We start from the raw sequence: 18,480 nt of genomic DNA, 5'->3' as shown, positions 1-18,480 counted from the left end.
AACGTACGAGGGCGGGGCGGGAAGGGGCTGCCCCTTCCCGCCCCGCCCTCGTGAGCCGGCCGACCGGTGATCAGTGGAAGCGACCGGTGATCAGTGGAAGAAGTGGCGGGTGCCGGTGAAGTACATCGTCACGCCGGCCTTCAGCGCGGCCTCGACCACGGCCTCGTCCCGGATCGAGCCGCCCGGCTGGGCCACCGCCTTCACGCCCGCCGCGGCCAGCACCTCGAAGCCGTCCGGGAAGGGGAAGAACGCGTCGGAGGCGGCGTAGGAGCCCGCGGCGCGCTCGGCACCGGCCCGCTCCACGGCCAGCTTCGCGGAGTCGACCCGGTTGACCTGGCCCATGCCGACGCCGACGGTCGCGCCGCCCTTGGCCAGCAGGATCGCGTTGGACTTCACCGCGCGACAGGCCCGCCAGGCGAACGCCAGCTCGGCGAGCTCCTCGGCCGGCAGCGCCTCGCCGGCGGCCAGCGTCCACGTGGCGGGGGCGTCGCCCTCGGCCTGGAGCAGGTCGCGGGTCTGCACCAGCAGGCCGCCCTCGATCGGACGGGTCTCCGTGGCGACCGCCGGCGCGTCCGCGCAGCGCAGCACCCGGATGTTCTTCTTGCGGGCCAGCACCTCGACGGCGCCGTCCTCGTACGCCGGGGCGACGATCACCTCGGTGAAGATCTCCGCGACCTGCTCGGCCATCGCCACCGACACCGGGCGGTTGACGGCGATGACGCCGCCGAACGCGGACAGCGGGTCGCACGCGTGGGCCTTGCGGTGGGCCTCGGCGACGTCGGCGCCGACCGCGATCCCGCAGGGGTTGGCGTGCTTGATGATGGCGACGCAGACGCCCTCGTGGTCGTAGGCGGCGCGGCGGGCGGCCTCGGTGTCCACGTAGTTGTTGTAGGACATCTCCTTGCCGTGCAGCTGCTCGGCGCCGGCCAGGCCGGTGCCGCTGCCGTCGGTGTAGAGCGCGGCGCCCTGGTGCGGGTTCTCGCCGTAGCGCAGGGTGTTCTGCCGGGTGTAGGTGGCGCCGGTGAAGGACGGGAAGGCGTCCCCACCGTCGGCCGCGGCACCCTCGGGGTCGACGAACCAGGACGCGACGGTCACGTCGTACGCGGCGGTGTGCTGGAACGCCTCGGCGGCCAGCCGCTTGCGGGCGGCCAGGTCGAAGCCGCCCTCGCGGACGGCGGCGAGCACGTCGCCGTAGCGGACCGGGCTGGTGACGATCGCCACCGAGGGGTGGTTCTTGGCGGCGGCGCGCACCATGGAGGGCCCGCCGATGTCGATCTGCTCCACGCACTCGTCCTCGCCCGCGCCCGAGGCGACGGTCTCGCGGAACGGGTAGAGGTTGCAGACGACCAGCTCGAAGGGCTCGACGCCCAGCTCGGCGAGCTGGTTGCGGTGCTCCTCCAGGCGCAGGTCGGCGAGGATGCCGGCGTGCACCTTGGGGTGGAGGGTCTTGACCCGGCCGTCCAGGCACTCGGGGAAGCCGGTCAGCTCCTCCACCTTGGTGACGGGGACCCCGGCCGCGGCGATCCGCCCGGCGGTGGAGCCGGTGGACACCAGCTCGACGCCGGCCTCGTGCAGGCCGCGGGCCAGCTCCTCCAGGCCGGTCTTGTCGTAGACGCTGACCAGCGCGCGGCGGATGGGCCGGCGCGTCTCGCCGTCCTGGGGGGTGGTCTGCTGGGGAGTGGCACTCATGCCGGGATCGTCACCTTTCGTCCCTCGATGCGGTAGCCGTCGCGGGACAGGCGTCCCACCACGTCGACGAGCAGCCGCCGTTCTACGTCCTTGATGCGCTCGTGGAGGGCGTCCTCCGTGTCGTCCGGCCGGACCTCCACGACGCCCTGCGCGATGACGGGGCCGGTGTCGACGCCGTCGTCGACGAAGTGGACGGTGCAGCCGGTCACCTTCGCGCCGTACGCGAGCGCGTCCCGCACGCCGTGGGCCCCCGGGAAGCTCGGCAGCAGCGCCGGGTGGGTGTTGACCAGCCGCCCGCCGAACCGGGCGAGGAACTCCGGGCCGACGATCTTCATGAAGCCGGCGGAGACCACCAGGTCCGGCGCGTACGCGGCGGTCGCCTCGGCGAGCGCCCGGTCCCAGGCGGCCCGGTCGGCGTGGTCGCGCACCCGCACCACGAAGGTGGGCAGGCCCGCGGCGTGCGCCCGGTCCAGGCCCGCGATGCCCTCGCGGTCGGCACCGACGGCGACGATGCGGGCGCCGTAGTCGGGGTCGGCGGCGATGGCGTCGAGCAGGGCCTGGAGGTTCGTCCCCGAACCGGAGACCAACACGACGAGGCGGGCGGGGGAACGGGGGCCACGACGACGGCCTCTCTCGGGGCGGAGCGGGATGCTTGTCAGCTTTTTCGGATGTTCCTACAAGGTGGGCGATGCTGGGATTCAGGGGAACCCTACGAGCCCGCCGACCGTCAGCAACGATACCGGCACCGCGCACGGCCCCCACGGGACGGGGGAGCTCGCGGGCGGTAGCGTCTGCATAGCGTCTGCACCAGAACAACACGTACGCGACAGGAGCCGAGCCCAAGGGGATGGCGCATCACACTATGAGCAGCGTCCGTATCGATCTCGCGCTGCGCGCGCCCGAGGGCGATCAGCGGGACAACCCGTTCGCGCCCCCGCCCGAGGGAGCACCCGACCGGCCGTGGCAGCCGCGACAGCAGCCGCACCGCGGCTCCTCCGGATCGGGCTCCGGTTCCGGCGGCGGCTCCGGTCCCGGCCAGGGCTCGGGCGGCGGTTCCGGTTCCGGCGACGGCGGTGGTTCCGGCGGCGGCGACGGTGACGGCTCGGGCCCGGGCTGGGGCTCCGGTCAGGGCAACGGCGGACAGCAGCCCCCGCCGCCGGTGTGGGGCAGCCAGTGGAGCAGCCGCCAGCCGCAGGCGGGCCGACCCGATCCGTTCGCCCGGCAGTCCGGCCAGCAGGGGCCGACCGGCCCGCAGGGACAGGGCCCGCGCTTCGACCCGACCGACCCGGCGCAGCGCAGGTCGCGCTACGCGCTGATGTGCGGCGTGTGGGGGCTCTTCTCCGGGATCGTCGGCTGGACGCCGCTGGCGCTGCTGCTCGGCGCGCTGTCGCTGTACTGGGGCATCAGCGCGCTGCGGATGTCTCCGGAGGAGCGGGCCAAGGCCCGCGCGCAGGCCGCCTCGGCGCTCGCCGGCGCCTCCCAGGCCCAGGGCCAGACGCAGACCCCGCGCCCGGCTCCGCCCGCACCCGGCCCCGAGGCGCAGCGCTCCTTCACGACGGCGGCGTGGACGGGCATCGTGACCAGCGTGATCGCCCTGGCGATGGTGGGGACGACGTACGGCTTCCAGCTGGCCTACCGCGACTACTACGACTGCAAGGCCGACGCGCTGACCAGCGCGGCGTCGCAGTCCTGCCAGAAGCTGCTGCCCTCGCCCCTGCGGGACCTGAAGCCCTTCCGCGACTGAGCGGGAAGACGGGCTGAGCTTGGCTGAGCCGAGCTGGACTGAGTCGACCGAACCGCCGTCGCAGGTCTCCTGCGGCGGCGGTCCCGTTTCGGCGGGCGGTCCTGTGCGCTTGCGCCCCGGCACGGTGCGGCGGCGTGTGACTCCTGCCACCGTGGTGCGCCGCCGACCGGGGGCCGGACCCGTGCCATCCGCGTCGCCCCGCCGTACGCGGACTGCCGTCGGCTCCGTCCCGTCGGACGGGCGCCGCTCAGGGGTCGGACACCGGCAGCGGCGGGGCCGGCGGCTCCGGCGGAAGCACGGGTGACGGCGGCTGGGACGGCGGCAGGTCGGGCAGCGGGGGCGGGAAGAGCGGCAACGGCGCCGGTGCGGGCCACGGCGACGGGTCGGGTGTGGCCGACCCCGCCCGCGACACCGGCAACGGCGCCTCCTCCCGCTCCCGCGGAGTCGACTCGGCCGGTGCCCACTCCAGCTCCAGCTCCAGCTCCAGCACCCGCTCCGGCACCGGCTCGGACTCGGACTCCGGCACCGGCACCGGCACCGGCTCGGACTCCGGCACCAGCTCCAGCTCGGACTCGGATCCCGGCTCCGGCTCCGGCTCCGGCTCCGACTCCGACGGGGCCGCTGGCGACCCGGCCGCGGCGGACGCGGCGGATCTCGGCCCCGGCGGAGCCGACTCGGCCGACGGCGCCCCCTCCGGACGTGGCCCTTCCGGCGGTGCCCCTCCTGTGCGCGCCCCGGCCCGGCCGGGGCGCCGCTGCTCGCCGCCTCCCCGGCGTCCGGCTCCCCGACCCGTCCCGGGCGCCGCCGGGGCAGGCCAGGCCGCGGTACCCGCGGCCGCCGTCCGCCTTCCGGCCGACCGTCGACGTCCGCCGCGTCCTTCGCAGCCTTCGCGTCCGCCACCTCCTCCGCGTCCTCCGTGCCCGCCGCGTCCTTCGCAGCCTTCGCGTCCGCCACCTCCTCCGCGTCCTCCGTGCCCGCCGCGTCCTTCGCAGCCTTCGCACTCTTCGCGCCCGCTGCCTTCGCGCTCTCTGGCCCCTGGCCCGTCGTGGCCGTCACGGCCGTCACGGCGGCGGAACCGCGGCGTGCCTCAGCCTCCGGGCCGTGCTCGGCCCGCCGTACCCGTCGGCGCGGGCGCAGCCGGGAGAGCGGCGACCTCCCCAGGCGCGGCGGGTGCGCCACACCGAAGCGCACCAGCAGCGCGAACGGCAGCGCGGCGAGCGACCAGACGCAGGCCGCGACACCCGCCCGCCACCACAACGGGCCGAACTCCGCCAGCCGCTGGTCGCCCAGCGCCCCGCCGGACCAGGCCGCGAGCACCGCCACCGCCACCCCCTCGGCCAGGGCCGCGCCCAGTACCACCCCTGCCGTCCCGCGCAGTGACCACCCGCCGTTGCCCGCGCACCAGGCAACCCCGAGCGTGGCCAGCGCGGGAACGGCGAGGGTCGTCCAACCGAGCCAGTGCGGGCCCTGGCCGGGCAGCGCGGCCAGCAGCGGAAAGCTCGGCAGCAGCCCGTAGCCGGTCACGCCCGACGGGGCCACCAGGCTGCCCGCGCCCACCGCGAAGCCCGTGCCGAGCGCGTACGAGGCCGCCCACACCGCGAGGTTGGGCACCAGGGCGGCGGCCAGCAGCAGCACGGCCAGCTGCCCGCTCGGCGCCGTGCCGAGCCCCGTGAAGCCGCGCCCGACGCCGGGCGCGTGCCAGGCCAGCGACGCGGCGCCGATCAGCGCGCCGCCGCAGACCAGCAGCCCCAGCCCGGTCCCGGCGCAGCGCAGGGCCCCGGCGACGGGGTCCGGACCGGTACGCCGCCCGCGCAGCAGCAGCCGCGCTCTGGCCCGCCGGCGGCCGCGCAGCAGCTCGGGCAGCACCTCGACGCCGGGCCCGCCGCACCCCGCCCAGGCCCCGCAGCCCGCGGCGCAGACCGCGAAGAGCACGAGGTGCCAGACGCTGGCCGGGGCCACCCGCAGCGGCCCCCGGGCCGTGTAGACGACGGCGAACGCGGCCAGGGTCAGGTAGCCCGCGAGGACCCAGCCGGCCACGCCCGCCGCGGCTCGCGGGTCCACCGGGTGGGACGGCTGCCCCGGCGCGCGGTGGAGCGTACGGCGGCGGCTCCCGGTACGGGCCGCGCGTCGGCCCGTCGCACCCCGGTGGTCGCCGGGCCCGCCGTCCTCGCGCTCCTCCTCCGGCTCCGGCGGACCCAGTGCCGACACCACGGCGGACGCGGTACCCCGGAAGAGCAGCCACGCCGGGAGCGCGGTGAGCAGCAGCGGAGCGAGGGCCACCGGCTCGGGGGCACCGGAGAGCGCGGAGACACGGACGAGTTCGGTGCCCTGGGCGAGCAGCCAGAGCCCGGCGGCGACGTGCAGGGCGCCGATCAGGCCGTCGTCGGGGAACGGCGACCCGATCCACAGCAGCAGCACCGCGGCGGCGATACCGGCGAGGGCGAGGCCGGCGGCGGAGCCGCCCGCCGCGAGCGCCGAGACCCGCACCGCCGCCCAGCGCGGAGTGGGGCCGGGCCGGGCCCGCCGGCCCGGCACCCGGAAGGAGAGCCTGGGCCGCCCGGCCGGGCGCGCCGCGCGTCCGGGGGCCGTAACGGGATCACTCGCATGCGTCACGGCGCCCCATGGTGTCAGAAACGCCCGTTTCACTCATGTAAGAGGCGAATGGTCGCCGTGTCGACCATTCTGAGGCATATGCGCTTTCTCTACGGACCGGCAGTGCCGTCAGTACCGCTAGGACTGCCGGCACTGTCAGGACCGCCAGCACCGTCATGCCAACAGCCCGGCACAGCATGCGGTCGCCCGCGCCCCGTGGGACGGCCACCTCGTCCGCGGAGCACGGGCCGGGCCGGACTGCCGTACCCGTGCTGGAGCGTCGGCCGGTGAGCCGGAGCCGCAAGCAGCGCAAACGGGCCCAGCCGCGAGCAGTGCGGGCCGCCTCCGACGCCGCCGCCCCTCAGTCACCCGGCACGACCGGCATCCCCGGCAAGGCCACTGTGGCGGCCGAGGCTCACGGGAGCGGAGAGGCGGCGTCCGCCGTCCGGGTGACGCCGTCGCATGATGCACCCGCGGGCCGTCATGCCGCCGGCCCGGAGGCGGTGATCGCCTCGCCCCAGGCCCGGAGTACGCCTCTTCGGGAAACGGCCGCACCGTTCAAGGCGTCCTCACCTGCCCCCACCACGGCCGCCAAGGGCACGAGTACGAAGGGCGCGAGTACGAAGGGCACGGCCGGTGTCGAGGCACCCGGCGGGCCCGGTGGCGGGCCGTCGGCCGGACGGGCGCCGGCAGCGGTCAGTGCGCCCCCGTCCGTGCCCGACGACGGGACGGCGGCCGCCGCCGCAGCGGTCGCAGCCGGTGCGCCCACGCGCGCCCGGCGCGACGCGGCGGAACCGTCCGAGAAGAAACCGTCCGAGAAGGAACCGGCCAAGAAGGAGCGGCCCGAGAGGGAGCCGTCCAAGAAGGAGCCGCCCGACCCGTGCACCCCGGAGCAGGCGTTCGACGACCTGTTCCGGGAGGCCGCCGGGGCCCTCGTACGGCAGGCGGAGCTGCTGTGCGGCGATCCGGCGCGGGCGCGGCACGCGGTGCTGGCGGCCTATGACCAGGCGTGGCAGCACTGGCCGGAGGTGGCCCGGGACAGCGACCCGGTGGGCTGGGTACGGGCGGCGGCCCACGACCGCGCCCTCACGTCCTGGCAGCGGCGGCTCTCCGGCTGGGCGCCCCACGGGGTCCGGTCGCCACGGACCCCGTCGGCCGAGCCGCTGGCCGCCGCGCTGCTGGCGCTGCCGCCGGTGCGGCGCCGGGCGGTCCTGCTCCACGACGGGCTCGGCCTCGATCTGGCGGCTGTCGCGACGGAGACCGAGGCCAGCGAGCGGGCCGCGGCAGCGCGCGTCGAAGCGGGACGGAAGGCTCTGGCCGGAGCCGAGGCGGAGGAACGGGCGCGCGCGGAACCGGCCGAAGCCCGGACGGAGCCGGTCCTGGAGAAGCCGGTACCGGAAAAGCGGTTCCCGAAGAAGCAGACCGGGGACGAGCCGAGCCGGGACGAGCCGGACGGAAAAAGGCCGGCCGCAGCCCGGACGGAACCGGCGCGGGAGGGCGACGTGCCGTCGCGGCTGCGGGCCCTTCTGGACGCCGAGCCCGTGCCGGAGCCGCCCGCCGCGCCCGGGAGCGTGCGCGGAGCCAGTGAGCGCGGGGCGCGTCGTCGCACGGTGGCCGCGTACGCCCTGGCGGCGGTGGTCGCCGTGACGACGGCGGCCTTTGCGCTGGTCGCGCCTTCCAGTGGGCCGGTGCCGGCCCGCCAGCCGGTCCGCGCCACGGTCCCGGCCGGCGCCGGACAGCACAGCGGCGCGGGCCCGTCCCCTTCCGGGGAGCGGACCCGCGCCGCGACCGCCCGCTGATCCTGGCAGTCGGACAACGGCCGGACGGTGGCCTGACCGGCTCAGAGCCGGTCAGGCCGCCGTGTGTCGCCGCCCGAACCGGGGTCCATGCGACCTTCCGTGCGACCGTCAGGTCGCACGGAACGCCGGACAGGATGCCCGGGCGGGATGCCGGACGGAGATCAGCCGGCGAGGATGCTGCGGGCCAGCCGCGCGGTCTCGGACGGGGTCTTGCCGACCTTCACGCCCGCGGCCTCCAGGGCCTCCTTCTTGGCCTGCGCCGTGCCGGAGGAGCCGGAGACGATCGCGCCGGCGTGGCCCATCGTCTTGCCCTCGGGCGCGGTGAAGCCGGCCACGTAGCCGACGACCGGCTTGGTGACGTGCTCCTGGATGTAGGCCGCGGCCCGCTCCTCCGCGTCGCCGCCGATCTCGCCGATCATCACGATCAGGTCGGTCTCGGGGTCGGCCTCGAACGCGGCGAGCGCGTCGATGTGCGTGGTGCCGATGATCGGGTCACCACCGATGCCGACCGCCGAGGAGAAGCCGATGTCGCGCAGCTCGTACATCATCTGGTACGTCAGCGTGCCGGACTTGGAAACCAGGCCGATCCGGCCGGGCTTGGTGATGTCGCCCGGGATGATGCCGACGTTCGACTGTCCGGGGCTGATCAGGCCGGGGCAGTTCGGGCCGATGATGCGGGTCTTGTTCCCCTTGGCCTGGGCGAGCGCCCAGAACGCGGCGGAGTCGTGCACGGCCACGCCCTCGGTGATGACCACCGCGAGCGGGATCTCGGCCTCGATGGCCTCGACGACCGCGTCCTTGGTGAACTTCTCCGGGACGAAGATGACGGTCACGTTCGCGCCGGTGGCCTCGATGGCCTCCTTGACGCTGCCGAAGACCGGGACGTCGCCCTGCTCGAAGGAGACCGTGGTGCCGGCCTTGCGCGGGTTCACGCCGCCGACCACGTTGGTGCCGTCACCCAGCATCAGCTTGGTGTGCTTCATGCCGGTGGCACCGGTCATGCCCTGGACGATGACCTTGCTGTCCTTGTTCAGGAAGATAGCCATGGTGTCTGAAATCCCTCTTCCCTTACTTCGCGGCCAGCTCGGCGGCCTTGTCGGCCGCACCGTCCATCGTGTCCACGCGCTGGACCAGCGGGTGGTTGGCGTCGGAGAGGATCTTGCGACCCAGCTCCGCGTTGTTGCCGTCGAGACGGACCACGAGCGGCTTGGTCACCTGCTCGCCCTTGGAGGCCAGCAGCTCCAGCGCCTGGACGATGCCGTTGGCCACCTCGTCACAGGCGGTGATGCCGCCGAAGACGTTGACGAACACGGACTTGACGTCCGGGTCGCCCAGGATGATCTCCAGACCGTTGGCCATCACCTCGGCCGAGGCGCCGCCGCCGATGTCCAGGAAGTTGGCGGGCTTCACGCCGCCGTGCTGCTCACCGGCGTACGCGACGACGTCGAGAGTCGACATGACCAGGCCCGCGCCGTTGCCGATGATGCCGACCTGGCCGTCGAGCTTGACGTAGTTCAGGCCCTTGGCCTTGGCGGCGGCCTCCAGCGGGTTGGCCGCGGCCTTGTCCTCCAGCGCCTCGTGCCCGGGCTGCCGGAAGGCGGCGTTCTCGTCCAGCGAGACCTTGCCGTCCAGCGCGATGATCTTGCCCTCGCCGGTCTTGACCAGCGGGTTGACCTCGACCAGCAGGGCGTCCTCGTTGACGAAGACGGTCCACAGCTTCTGCAGGACCTCGGCGACCTGGTCGGCGATGTCGGCCGGGAACTTCGCGGCGGCGACGATCTCCGCGGCCTTCGCCGGGGTCACGCCCTCCAGGGCGTCGACCGCGACCTTGGCCAGGGCCTCGGGGTTCTTCTCGGCGACGACCTCGATCTCGACGCCACCCTCGACGGACGCCATCGCGAGGAAGGTCCGGTTGGTGCGGTCGAGCAGGAAGGAGACGTAGTACTCCTCCTTGATGTCGGCGGTCTCGGCCAGCATCACCTTGTGGACCGTGTGGCCCTTGATGTCCATGCCGAGGATCTGGTCGGCCTTGGCCACCGCGTCCGCCGGGTCGGCGGCCAGCTTCACGCCACCGGCCTTGCCGCGGCCACCCACCTTGACCTGCGCCTTGACGACCGCACGGCCGCCCAGTCGCTCCGCCACCTCGCGCGCCGCCTCAGGCGTGTCGATGACTTCACCGGCCAGCACCGGTACACCGTGCTTGGCGAAGAGGTCCCTCGCCTGGTACTCGAACAGGTCCACGCGCGTCCGTCTCCCTTGTGGTTTCCTGGATTCCTCGGGTTTCCCCGGAATTCAGCATCTCGCAGGCAGCTGCCGCCTTTGACGTACAGCGCCGCCTGATCGGCTGGGCGTGCCGCTACGGGCAGGGCGACTGCGCTGTCACACGGGAAGCGCACACGGTGACCGGGTACGCGGCATGTCCGTCTTGCAGGTTATCGCCGAGGGCCTCGGGCGGGTAAATCGTGAGGTCGCCTGTCAGCGGTGAGAACGGTCACAGCACCCTCCCGGCAGCGCTGTTCGCGGCCCTCCGGCCGAGCGGTCGCGGGGCCGGCGGCGGAGCGGGCGCCGGCCCCCGCCCCCGGCCTCAGGTCCCGGACCTCAGGCGTCAGGTCCCAGGTCTCGGGTCTCAGGACCCCAGGCGTCAGGTCTCAGACCACGGGCACCGGCAGCGGGCGCTTCTCTATCGCCGCGGCCATCACCTCGGGAAAGAGGTCGGGGGTGCAGGCGAAGGCGGGTGCTCCCAGGGCGGCCAGCGCGGCGGCGTGCTGCCGGTCGTACGCGGGCGCGCCCTCGTCGGAGAGCGCGAGCAGGGCCACGAACTGCACCCCGGCGGCCTTCATCGCCGCCACGCGTTTGAGCATCTCGTCGCGGATGCCGCCCTCGTACAGGTCGCTGATCAGTACGACGACGGTCTCGGCCGGCCGGGTGATCCTGGACTGGCAGTAGGCCAGCGCCCGGTTGATGTCGGTGCCGCCGCCGAGCTGCGTGCCGAAGAGGACGTCCACCGGGTCGTCCAGCTCGTCGGTGAGGTCGACGACGGCGGTGTCGAACACCACCAGGCGGGTGTCGAGGGAGCGCATCGAGGCCAGCACGGCGCCGAACACGGAGGCGTAGACGACGGACGCGGCCATCGAACCGGACTGGTCTATGCAGAGCACCACCTCCTTCTTCACCGCCTGGTCGGCCCGGCCGTACCCGATCAGGCGCTCCGGCACGACCGTGCGGTACTCGGGCAGGTAGTGGCGCAGGTTCGCGCGGATGGTGCGGTCCCAGTCGATGTCGCGGTGGCGCGGGCGGGTGGTGCGCGCGGAGCGGTCGAGGGCGCCGGTGAGGGTGGCCCGGGTGCGGGTGGCGAGCCGCCGCTCCAGATCCTGGACGACCTTGCGGACCACCGCCCGCGCCGTCTCCCGGGTGGTCTCCGGCATCGCCCGGTTGAGGGACAGCAGGGTGCCCACGAGGTGCACGTCGGCCTCCACCGCCTCCAGCATCTCCGGTTCGAGCAGCAGCGCGGACAGCCCGAGCCGGTCGATCGCGTCGCGCTGCATCACCTGCACCACGGAGGACGGGAAGTAGGTGCGGATGTCGCCCAGCCACCGGGCCACCTGGGGCGCCGAGGAGCCCAGCCCGGCGGAGCGCTCCGCGCCGGACGCGCCGCCGTAGACGGCGGCGAGGGTGCGGTCCATGGCGGCGTCCCGGCCGGTGAGCGTGTAGCCGGTGCCGGAGCAGGCGCCCTGGCCGCCGTTGCCGGGCGGCTCGGCGCCGAGCACCAGCCGCCATCGGCGCAGCCGCTCGTCGGCTCCGGCGGCCTCCGGGACGGTCTCGGCCTCAGGGGTGGCCGCGGTGCGCGGGTCTCGGGTCACGGCATCGGTCATCGGGGCTCGCCTCCAGGGGTCGGCGTCTCGGCAGGGCGGCGGGCAGCGGGTACAGCGGCGAGTACGACGGGCGCGGCGCCCGTGGCGGACAGGGCCTCCGCGCGGGCGGCGGAGCGGCGGGGCCGACCGGACGGGAGCCGGCAGCCGGGTTCCGCCCAGGGCCGACCGGCGCGCGGCGGCGTCCGAAGGCGCGGGGCGGGCCGCTCGCCGCCCGGGCACGGCCTGGCCGGGCATCGTCGCGGCCGCGTTCCGGCTCCTGCCCGAGCTCTGACCTCCGCCTTCGCCGCTGCTTCGGACGGCCGGGTGGCGCGCCCAGGAGACCGCTTCCGACAGTCCGGAGGCCGGGGCCGGGGCCGGGGCCGGCAGGGCGGGGCTCGTGGCGGCCGGGCCGGTGCGGTCGTCGGGGGCGGGCGGGTCCTGGAGGTCCTCCGGACCGTCAGCGGTGGACCGGCCCAGCAGCAGCCGCACGGTGCGGGCCGCCGCGTCGGCCCGGGCCCGGTCCAGCTCCGGCGCGAACCCGGACGCGCCGACCCGCCCCGGGCGGGTGCGGCCCGGCCGGCCGGGCCGCGCCGCACCAGCTCGCCCACCGAGGTGCGGACCCCGGACTCGAACTGGCCGAACGTCCGCCGCAGCAGGGGCAGCACATCCGTGAACGCCTCGGCGGGCACCCCGCTCAGCCAGCCGTCGACCAGCGCGAGCAGCCGCTCGTCGTGGACCAGCAGCATGCCGCCGCCCGCCAGGAACCCCTCGATCCAGGCGGCCGCCTCGGCGGGTCCGGCGCCGGGCGAGAGAGCCAGCCCCATCAGCCGGGCGGCCTCCCCGTCCGGCAGCCGCCCCTCGTCGAGCAGCAGCCGGGCGGCGGCGCCGCGCAAGAGCCCGGGGACGGAGGAGTCCCGCCCGGCCAGTCCGCGCAGCATCGCGGACCAGCGGTCCCGCAGCCCCTCCCCCAGCAGGGCCACGGCCCGGTGCACCTCGTCCATGGGGCCGCGCAGGGCCGCCGCCCCCTCGGCGTCGAGGTGGGTGCAGGCCGCCGGGAAGCCGACGCAGATCCGCTCGGCCAGCCCGGCCGCGACCCGGGCCAGCGCCCTGGAGTCGGTGCCGCGCACGTCGCCGTAGCGGACCGCGCGGACCAGCGCGGGAAGGGCGGCGGCGAGGTGGGCGACGTCCGCGTCCAGGGCGGCACGGTCGGCGAGCACCCGCATCACCTCGGGCAGCGCGTCGTCGAGTCCGGCCAGCAGGCAGCGCTCGGCCATGGCGGTGACCTCGGCCAGCGTGGCCGCCCCGGCGGCCAGGTCGCGGGCGCGGGCGCCCGCCGCGGCCCGCACGGTGGTGCCCCAGATGCCGGCCTCGGCGACCCGGACGGCCGCCTCCGGCTCCCAGCGCAGCCGCCAGGACTCGCGGAAGGTGCCTCGGCCGGAGCGGCCCACGGCGGGCTCCCCCCAGCCGATGCCGAGCAGCCGCAGCCGGTGCAGCAGACGGCTGCGACCGGCGTCCAACTCCTTGCGCAGGTCGAGTTCGAGCTCGCGCTCCAACGCCTCGGGCTTCAACCGCAGCCGGCGCTGCTCCTGCGCCAGGTCGCGGGCCAGGGGGACGGCGGGCGCGCCCTCCGGGACCTCGCCGAGCGCGTCGCCGACCACCAGCCGGTCGCGGACCAGCTCCAGCGGTACCTCGGAGCCGTCGCACATCACCGCCAGCACCGCGTCCAGCGTCTCGCCGAGGCCGGCCAGCGGGCGGCCGCGCACAGCGGCGAGGGTGTCGGCCAGCCGCACCGCCTCGATGACGTGCGCGGACGACACCGGGAGGTCCTCTTCCCGGAGCAGGCCGGCCACCTTCGTCATCCAGCGGGCGAGCGGGCGGTCGGGGGCGGCGAACAGGTGCGCGTACCAGCCCGGGGAGTCGATTCCGGCCCCGTATCCACCGGCCCGGGAGAGCCGGCGGTGCGTCCACGGCACCCAGGTGGCCTGCACCTTCACCTTCGGCAGGCCTTTGAGGAGCTGCCGGTCGGCGGCCGCGGTGGTGCGGGCGGCCAGGGCCGGGACGTGCCAGGCGCCGCACACCACGGCCGTCCGCTCGTGGACACGCCGGGCCTCGCGCAGCCGCAGCCGCATGTGGGCCTCGCGGACGAGGTCGCGCGGGTCGGCACCGCCGTGGTCACCCTGGTCGTCGGCGGCGTCCGGGGCGTCCGGGCCCTCCTGGTCACCGCGGATCTCGGCCATCGCCTCGGCAACGGCGGCGAACGGGGCGAACGGGTCGTCCGCGCCGCTGCCGCGGTGCTCGACCGCGTCCTCCCACCAGCGTTCCGGGTCCTCGTACCCGGCTGCCGCGGCGAGCACCGCGAGCGGGTCGACGCGCAGCGCGTCCGACTGCGGCTCGCTGTCGGGGCCGGCGCTGTCCTGTCGGTCGGTACCGTCCCCAGGCGCCGAGCCGTCCGGGGCATGGGCGCCCTGGGCGCCCGGGCCGGCTTCGCGGCCCGGCCTCCGCCCCCCCGCTTCCTGACCGGCCGCAGGCACCTCGGGGCCGGCAGGCACCCCGGCTCCGTCAGGCACTTCGGGTCCGTCGGACGTCTCCGGAGTGTCGGCGGCGGCGCGGAGTGCGAGGGTGTGCGCGGCCGGCAGGTCGATGAACCGCACCTCCGCACCGGCCTCGGCGGCCCAGCGCAGCGCCACCCACTCCGGGGAGAACTCCGCGAAAGGCCAGAAGGCGGCCCGCGCCGGTTCGTCGACGACGTGGGCGAGCAGTGCGACCGGCGGCCGCATGCCCGGGTCGGCGGCGAGTGCCGCCAGGGCGTCCGCCTCGGCCGGCCCCTCGATGAGGACGGCCTGCGGCCGGTAGGCGTCCAACGCGGCGCGCACGGCGCGGGCCGAGCCGGGGCCGTGGTGGCGCACGCCGAGCAGCAGCACGTCCTGCGGATCGGGGACAGCGCCGGCCCGTGGGACGGAGGCGGCCCGGCGCGCAGCGGCGCGGGTCGGGGCGGCGGCGTCGGGTGTCATGCCGTCACCTCGCGGCAGGCGCGGTAGAAGTCCTTCCACCCTTCCCGCTCGCGCACGACCGTCTCCAGGTACTCCTGCCAGACCAGCCGGTCGGCGGCCGGGTCACGGACGACGGCGCCGAGGATGCCCGCCGCCACGTCCCCGGCCCGCAGTACGCCGTCGCCGAAGTGGGCGGCCAGCGCCAGGCCGTTGGTGACCACGGAGATCGCCTCGGCCGTGGACAGCGTGCCCGAGGGCGACTTGACCTTGAGCCGGCCGTCCTCCGTGGCGCCCGCGCGCAGCTCGCGGAAGACGGTGACGACCCGGCGGATCTCGTCGGCGCCGCTGGGCGCGGCCGGCAGGTCGAGGCCGCGGCCGATCTGGTCGACGCGCCGGCTGACGATGGCGACCTCCTCCTCGGCGGTGGCCGGCAGCGGCAGCACCACCGTGTTGAAGCGTCGGCGCAGCGCGCTGGACAGGTCGTTCACCCCGCGGTCGCGGTCGTTGGCGGTGGCGATCAGGTTGAAGCCGCGCACCGCCTGCGTCTCGGTGCCCAGCTCCGGTATCGGCAGCGTCTTCTCGGACAGGATGGTGATCAGCGTGTCCTGCACGTCGGCCGGGATGCGGGTCAGCTCCTCGACGCGGGCGATCCGCCCCTCGGCCATGGCGCGCATCACCGGGCTGGGTACCAGGGCGTCACGGCTGGGCCCGTGCGCGAGGAGCTGCGCGTAGTTCCAGCCGTAGCGGATGGCCTCCTCGGGGGTGCCGGCGGTGCCCTGCACGAGGAGGGTGGAGTCCCCGCTGACCGCGGCGGCCAGGTGTTCGGAGACCCAGGTCTTGGCGGTGCCGGGCACGCCGAGGAGCAGCAGCGCGCGGTCGGTGGCCAGGGTGGTGACGGCGACCTCGATGATGCGGCGGGGGCCGACGTACTTGGGCGTGATGGCGGTGCCGTCGGGCAGGGTGCCGCCCATCAGGTAGGTGGCCACCGCCCATGGCGACAGCCGCCAGCGGGCCGGGCGGGGGCGGTCGTCGGCGGCGGCGAGCGCGGCCAGCTCGGCGGCGAAGGCTTCCTCCGCGTGCGCGCGCAGGGCCTGCCCGCCGCCGGCGGACGCGGAAGCCCCTTCGGGCGCGACGGCGGAACCGTGCGCGGGCTCCTCGGCTGTCGCGGCAGCGGTTGCGGTGATGGCGGACGTAGACGGCACAGCACTCCCCCACGGGCATGCGCGGGCCCTTCGGCCCGTGCGCGGTCGGTGTGCTTCCACGATGCACCGCACCACTGACAATCGGTCACAGCCCGTGTCCGGCACGGGTTACGGGCCCTCCCCGGAGCACTCGGCGCCGCCCTCGGGCGCGTCCGGCGACCGGCCGCGGCTCCCCGCGCGCGGGCGTTCGGCCGGCCCGGAGCGGGGATGATCTCCTCGCGCCCGGGGACGGGCGTCGGGTCGGCACACGCCGAGGCCCGTCCCCGACGCCGTTGCCGGCGGCGGGAGCAGACGTGACGGTGTGTCAAGCGCAGAGGAGTGGCCCGAGGGGGCGGCGGCAGCCAGGCGGTGGGATGCCGCCGGGAGCGGCGAGAGCGGCGTCAGCGGCGGGCCGTCCCCGGCTCGGGCGCGGCTTCGTCTCCGGCGGCCGCCTCCGCCTCCGGCCGCGCCGCCTCCACCTCCCGCTGCCCCGGCTCGGGCAGGAACAGCCCCAGCCCGAGGGCGATCGGCGGCACCACGCAGAGCACCGCGAGGGCGCCGCGCGGCCCGTGGGCGTCGGCCACCAGCCCGAGCAGCGGTGCGAGCAGGCCGCCGACACTCACCGCGAGGCCGAGGGTCACGCCCGCCGCCGTACCCGGCCGGGTCGGCAGGTAGTCCTGGCCGAGCTTGACGAGCACCGCGAAGGGCAGGTTCAGCGTCAGTCCGGTGAGGACCGCGAAGAGCAGCGGCACGACGCTGCCGGGCGTCAGGACCAGTCCGGCGAGCATCGGCAGCGCGAGGCCGCCGCCGATCTGCACCGTGCGCACCATCCCCAGCCGGTCGGCGATCCGCCCGCCCAGCAGGGTGCCGCTGACACCGCCCGCCAGGAAGCAGGTGAGGGCGGCTCCGGCCAGTCCGCGGGAGGCGTGCAGGTCGCGGATCCAGTACAGCTCGATGAAGGTGTTGACCCCGAAGAACGCCACCGAGCGCACCACTTCCACGGAGGTGAGCACCGCGAACGGCCGCCACTGGTCACGCCCGGCGCGGACGGCGGACACGGTGGCCGCCCCTTGGCGGCGCCGGTGCCGCAGCAGCACGAAGGCGATCAGCACCGCCGGCGGGATGAAGAGGGCCGTGGTCCCCACCCCCCAGGCGATCAGGGCCGGCGTGGCCAGTACCGGGGCCAGAAAGAAGCCGACGCTGCCGCCCGCGGCGAACACGCTCATCGCCGCGGCGCTGTCGCCGGCCGCCTCCCGCGCGGCCTTGCCCGCGGCCGGGTGGAACATCGCCACGCCGAGTCCGGAGAGCATGATCAGGCACCAGGTGGCGGCGTACGAGGGCACCAGGCCGGACAGGCCGAAGCCGATCCCGGCCAGTGCCACGCCCGCGCCGACCAGCCAGCCGACCCGCAGCCGGTCGACCGCCACGCCGAGGAAGGGCTGCGGCACGGAGCTGCCGAGGGTGGCGGCAAGGGTGAGGCCGGAGGCGGCGACATAGCCGTAGTGCCGGTCCAGCACGAAGTAGGGCACGGTGGCGGGGACCAGGCCCTGGTAGAGGTCGTCGACGGCGTGGGCGATGCCCCACAGGCGCATGCGGGACCAGGTGCCGGCGGCGGTGTCCGACGGCGCCGCGGCGGCGGCCGGGGGCGGGGCTGAGGAGTTGAGCTGAGCCATGGCACCAGCGTCGCGGGGCCACGGATGGGGCGGCCACCGATACTCTGCCCGATTGTGTCGCCAACCCGCCAAGGCGTCGACGAGAACCGTCCCGCCGATCGCGCCGGAGCACCCGGAGCACCCGAGGCCGCCGAGGCCGCCGAGCGCCCCGGGGGAGCCGCCGAGGCCGCAGACTCCCCTGCCGCCGACGGCGCCCTGAGCGCACCCCACCGGCCCCTCGCCGGTCCCACCCTCCTGGACCTGGTCCACCGGGAGCGCGTCACCTGGCACCACCACACCGAGCACCAGCTCATCCACCCCAGCCACGGCGTGCTGCGGGTCACGACGGCGGCGGGCACGTGGGCGGTACCGCCGCTGCGCGCGGTCTGGGTGCCCGCCGGGGTGGCCCACGCCCATGAGGCGCACGGTCCGGCACGGATGCGTACGTTGTGCTTCCCGCCCTCGGCCACCCCGCTGCGCACGGACCGGCCCACCGTCCTCGCGGTGGACCCGCTGCTGCGCGAGGTCATCGTCGCCCTCACCGACGAGGCGCGGCACGCGGCCAGGACCGTTCGGCAGCGGCGCACCCTCGAACAGGTGGCGCTCGACCAGCTGTCCCGGGCCGAGACGCTGCCTCTGCTGCTGCCCCTGCCGCTGCCGGCCGACGACCGGCTGCGGGCCGTGGCCGCCCTGCTGCACGCCGACCCGGCCGATCCACGGTCGCTGGCCGGACTCGGCGCGGCCGTCGGAGCGAGCGAGCGCACCCTGAGCCGCCTGTTCCGGCGCGAGACGGGCATGAACTTCCCCCAGTGGCGCACCCAGCTGCGGCTGCACCACTCGCTGACCCTGCTCGCGGCGGGGCATGAGGTCACCAGGACCGCCATCGCCTGCGGTTACGCCAACCCGAGCGCGTTCATCGAGGCGTTCCGGCGCGCCTTCGGCACGACGCCTGGACGGTACGCGGCGCGGGCGGCGGGATAGG

The 18,480-nt window shown here is 75.7% G+C and carries 11 protein-coding genes and 2 pseudogenes; 3 read left to right on the top strand and 10 right to left on the bottom strand.

Annotated features, from left to right (window positions below):
• Positions 1-90: 90 nt before the first annotated feature.
• Both purH and purN read right to left on the bottom strand, forming a co-directional pair.
• Positions 91-1,689 carry a bifunctional phosphoribosylaminoimidazolecarboxamide formyltransferase/IMP cyclohydrolase gene (gene purH, locus BS72_RS20675; protein WP_037912501.1) on the bottom strand — a complete coding sequence of 533 codons (1,599 nt, stop codon included), beginning with the start codon at positions 1,687-1,689 and terminating at the stop codon, positions 91-93.
• Entirely contained in the window at positions 1,686-2,348 is a 663-nt protein-coding gene (gene purN, locus BS72_RS20670) for a phosphoribosylglycinamide formyltransferase (protein ID WP_051951331.1), read from the bottom strand. The genes purH and purN overlap by 4 nt, the downstream gene beginning before the upstream one ends.
• A gap of 188 nt (positions 2,349-2,536) precedes the next feature.
• Here purN and BS72_RS20665 point away from each other — a divergent pair, with 188 nt between their 5' ends.
• A complete protein-coding gene (locus BS72_RS20665) occupies positions 2,537-3,433 on the top strand; it encodes a hypothetical protein (RefSeq protein ID WP_078901504.1) in 897 nt (298 codons plus the stop codon).
• Between the two features lie 247 nt (positions 3,434-3,680).
• Here the strand turns inward: BS72_RS20665 and BS72_RS36650 are convergent, their stop codons facing one another.
• Together BS72_RS36650 and BS72_RS38520 are read right to left on the bottom strand one after the other, a co-directional pair.
• A complete protein-coding gene (locus BS72_RS36650; protein WP_051951329.1) occupies positions 3,681-3,989 on the bottom strand; it encodes a hypothetical protein in 309 nt (102 codons plus the stop codon).
• Positions 3,990-4,687: 698 nt separating this feature from the next.
• A pseudogene (locus tag BS72_RS38520) lies at positions 4,688-5,851 on the bottom strand (cell division protein PerM); the annotation flags it as partial.
• An 887-nt stretch (positions 5,852-6,738) separates the two neighbouring features.
• Between BS72_RS38520 and BS72_RS32560 the strand changes: the two are divergent.
• Positions 6,739-7,824 carry a sigma factor-like helix-turn-helix DNA-binding protein gene (locus BS72_RS32560; protein WP_051951327.1) on the top strand — a complete coding sequence of 362 codons (1,086 nt, stop codon included), beginning with the start codon at positions 6,739-6,741 and terminating at the stop codon, positions 7,822-7,824.
• 161 nt (positions 7,825-7,985) lie between these two features.
• On the opposite strand, the gene sucD is transcribed toward BS72_RS32560, so the two are convergent.
• The 6 genes and pseudogenes from sucD to BS72_RS20615 all read right to left on the bottom strand — a co-directional run bounded on the left by sucD (position 7,986) and on the right by BS72_RS20615 (position 17,519).
• Positions 7,986-8,870, bottom strand: a complete 885-nt coding sequence (sucD, locus tag BS72_RS20640; protein ID WP_037912490.1) for a succinate--CoA ligase subunit alpha — start codon at positions 8,868-8,870, stop codon at positions 7,986-7,988.
• A gap of 22 nt (positions 8,871-8,892) precedes the next feature.
• Positions 8,893-10,065: an ADP-forming succinate--CoA ligase subunit beta gene (sucC, locus tag BS72_RS20635; RefSeq protein ID WP_037912488.1), complete on the bottom strand. Its 1,173-nt coding sequence runs from the start codon at positions 10,063-10,065 to the stop codon at positions 8,893-8,895.
• A gap of 407 nt (positions 10,066-10,472) precedes the next feature.
• The gene (locus BS72_RS20630) at positions 10,473-11,696 is read right to left on the bottom strand and encodes a VWA domain-containing protein (RefSeq protein ID WP_037916891.1); all 1,224 of its coding nucleotides are present in this window, start codon (positions 11,694-11,696) and stop codon (positions 10,473-10,475) included.
• A gap of 423 nt (positions 11,697-12,119) precedes the next feature.
• Positions 12,120-14,686, bottom strand: a pseudogene (locus BS72_RS20625) (DUF5682 family protein); the annotation flags it as partial.
• On the bottom strand, positions 14,683-15,849 hold the full coding sequence (locus BS72_RS20620) for an ATP-binding protein (protein WP_037916888.1): 1,167 nt from the start codon (positions 15,847-15,849) through the stop codon (positions 14,683-14,685). The gene BS72_RS20620 and the pseudogene BS72_RS20625, both read right to left, overlap by 4 nt.
• Positions 15,850-16,247: 398 nt before the next feature.
• Positions 16,248-17,519 (bottom strand): MFS transporter, encoded by a 1,272-nt coding sequence (locus BS72_RS20615; protein WP_078901502.1) that lies wholly within the window; start codon positions 17,517-17,519, stop codon positions 16,248-16,250.
• A 195-nt stretch (positions 17,520-17,714) separates the two neighbouring features.
• Between BS72_RS20615 and BS72_RS20610 the strand changes: the two genes are divergently transcribed.
• Positions 17,715-18,479, top strand: coding sequence for an AraC family transcriptional regulator (locus BS72_RS20610; protein WP_037916882.1), 765 nt, complete (start codon positions 17,715-17,717; stop codon positions 18,477-18,479).
• Position 18,480: the final 1 nt, after the last annotated feature.

Origin of the sequence: Actinacidiphila yeochonensis CN732, from assembly GCF_000745345.1 — a bacterium.
Taxonomy (GTDB): Bacteria; Actinomycetota; Actinomycetes; order Streptomycetales; family Streptomycetaceae; genus Actinacidiphila; species Actinacidiphila yeochonensis.
This window is presented reverse-complemented; position numbering and strand designations above follow the sequence as displayed.

Excerpts from the sequence above, each read along its gene's own strand:
- purH (WP_037912501.1), bottom strand. The coding sequence starts at position 1,689 with ATGAGTGCCACTCCCCAGCAGACCACCCCCCAGGACGGCGAGACGCGC.
- BS72_RS20665 (WP_078901504.1), top strand. The coding sequence starts at position 2,537 with ATGGCGCATCACACTATGAGCAGCGTCCGTATCGATCTCGCGCTGCGC.
- sucD (WP_037912490.1), bottom strand. The coding sequence starts at position 8,870 with ATGGCTATCTTCCTGAACAAGGACAGCAAGGTCATCGTCCAGGGCATG.
- BS72_RS20630 (WP_037916891.1), bottom strand. The coding sequence starts at position 11,696 with ATGACCGATGCCGTGACCCGAGACCCGCGCACCGCGGCCACCCCTGAG.
- BS72_RS20615 (WP_078901502.1), bottom strand. The coding sequence starts at position 17,519 with ATGGCTCAGCTCAACTCCTCAGCCCCGCCCCCGGCCGCCGCCGCGGCG.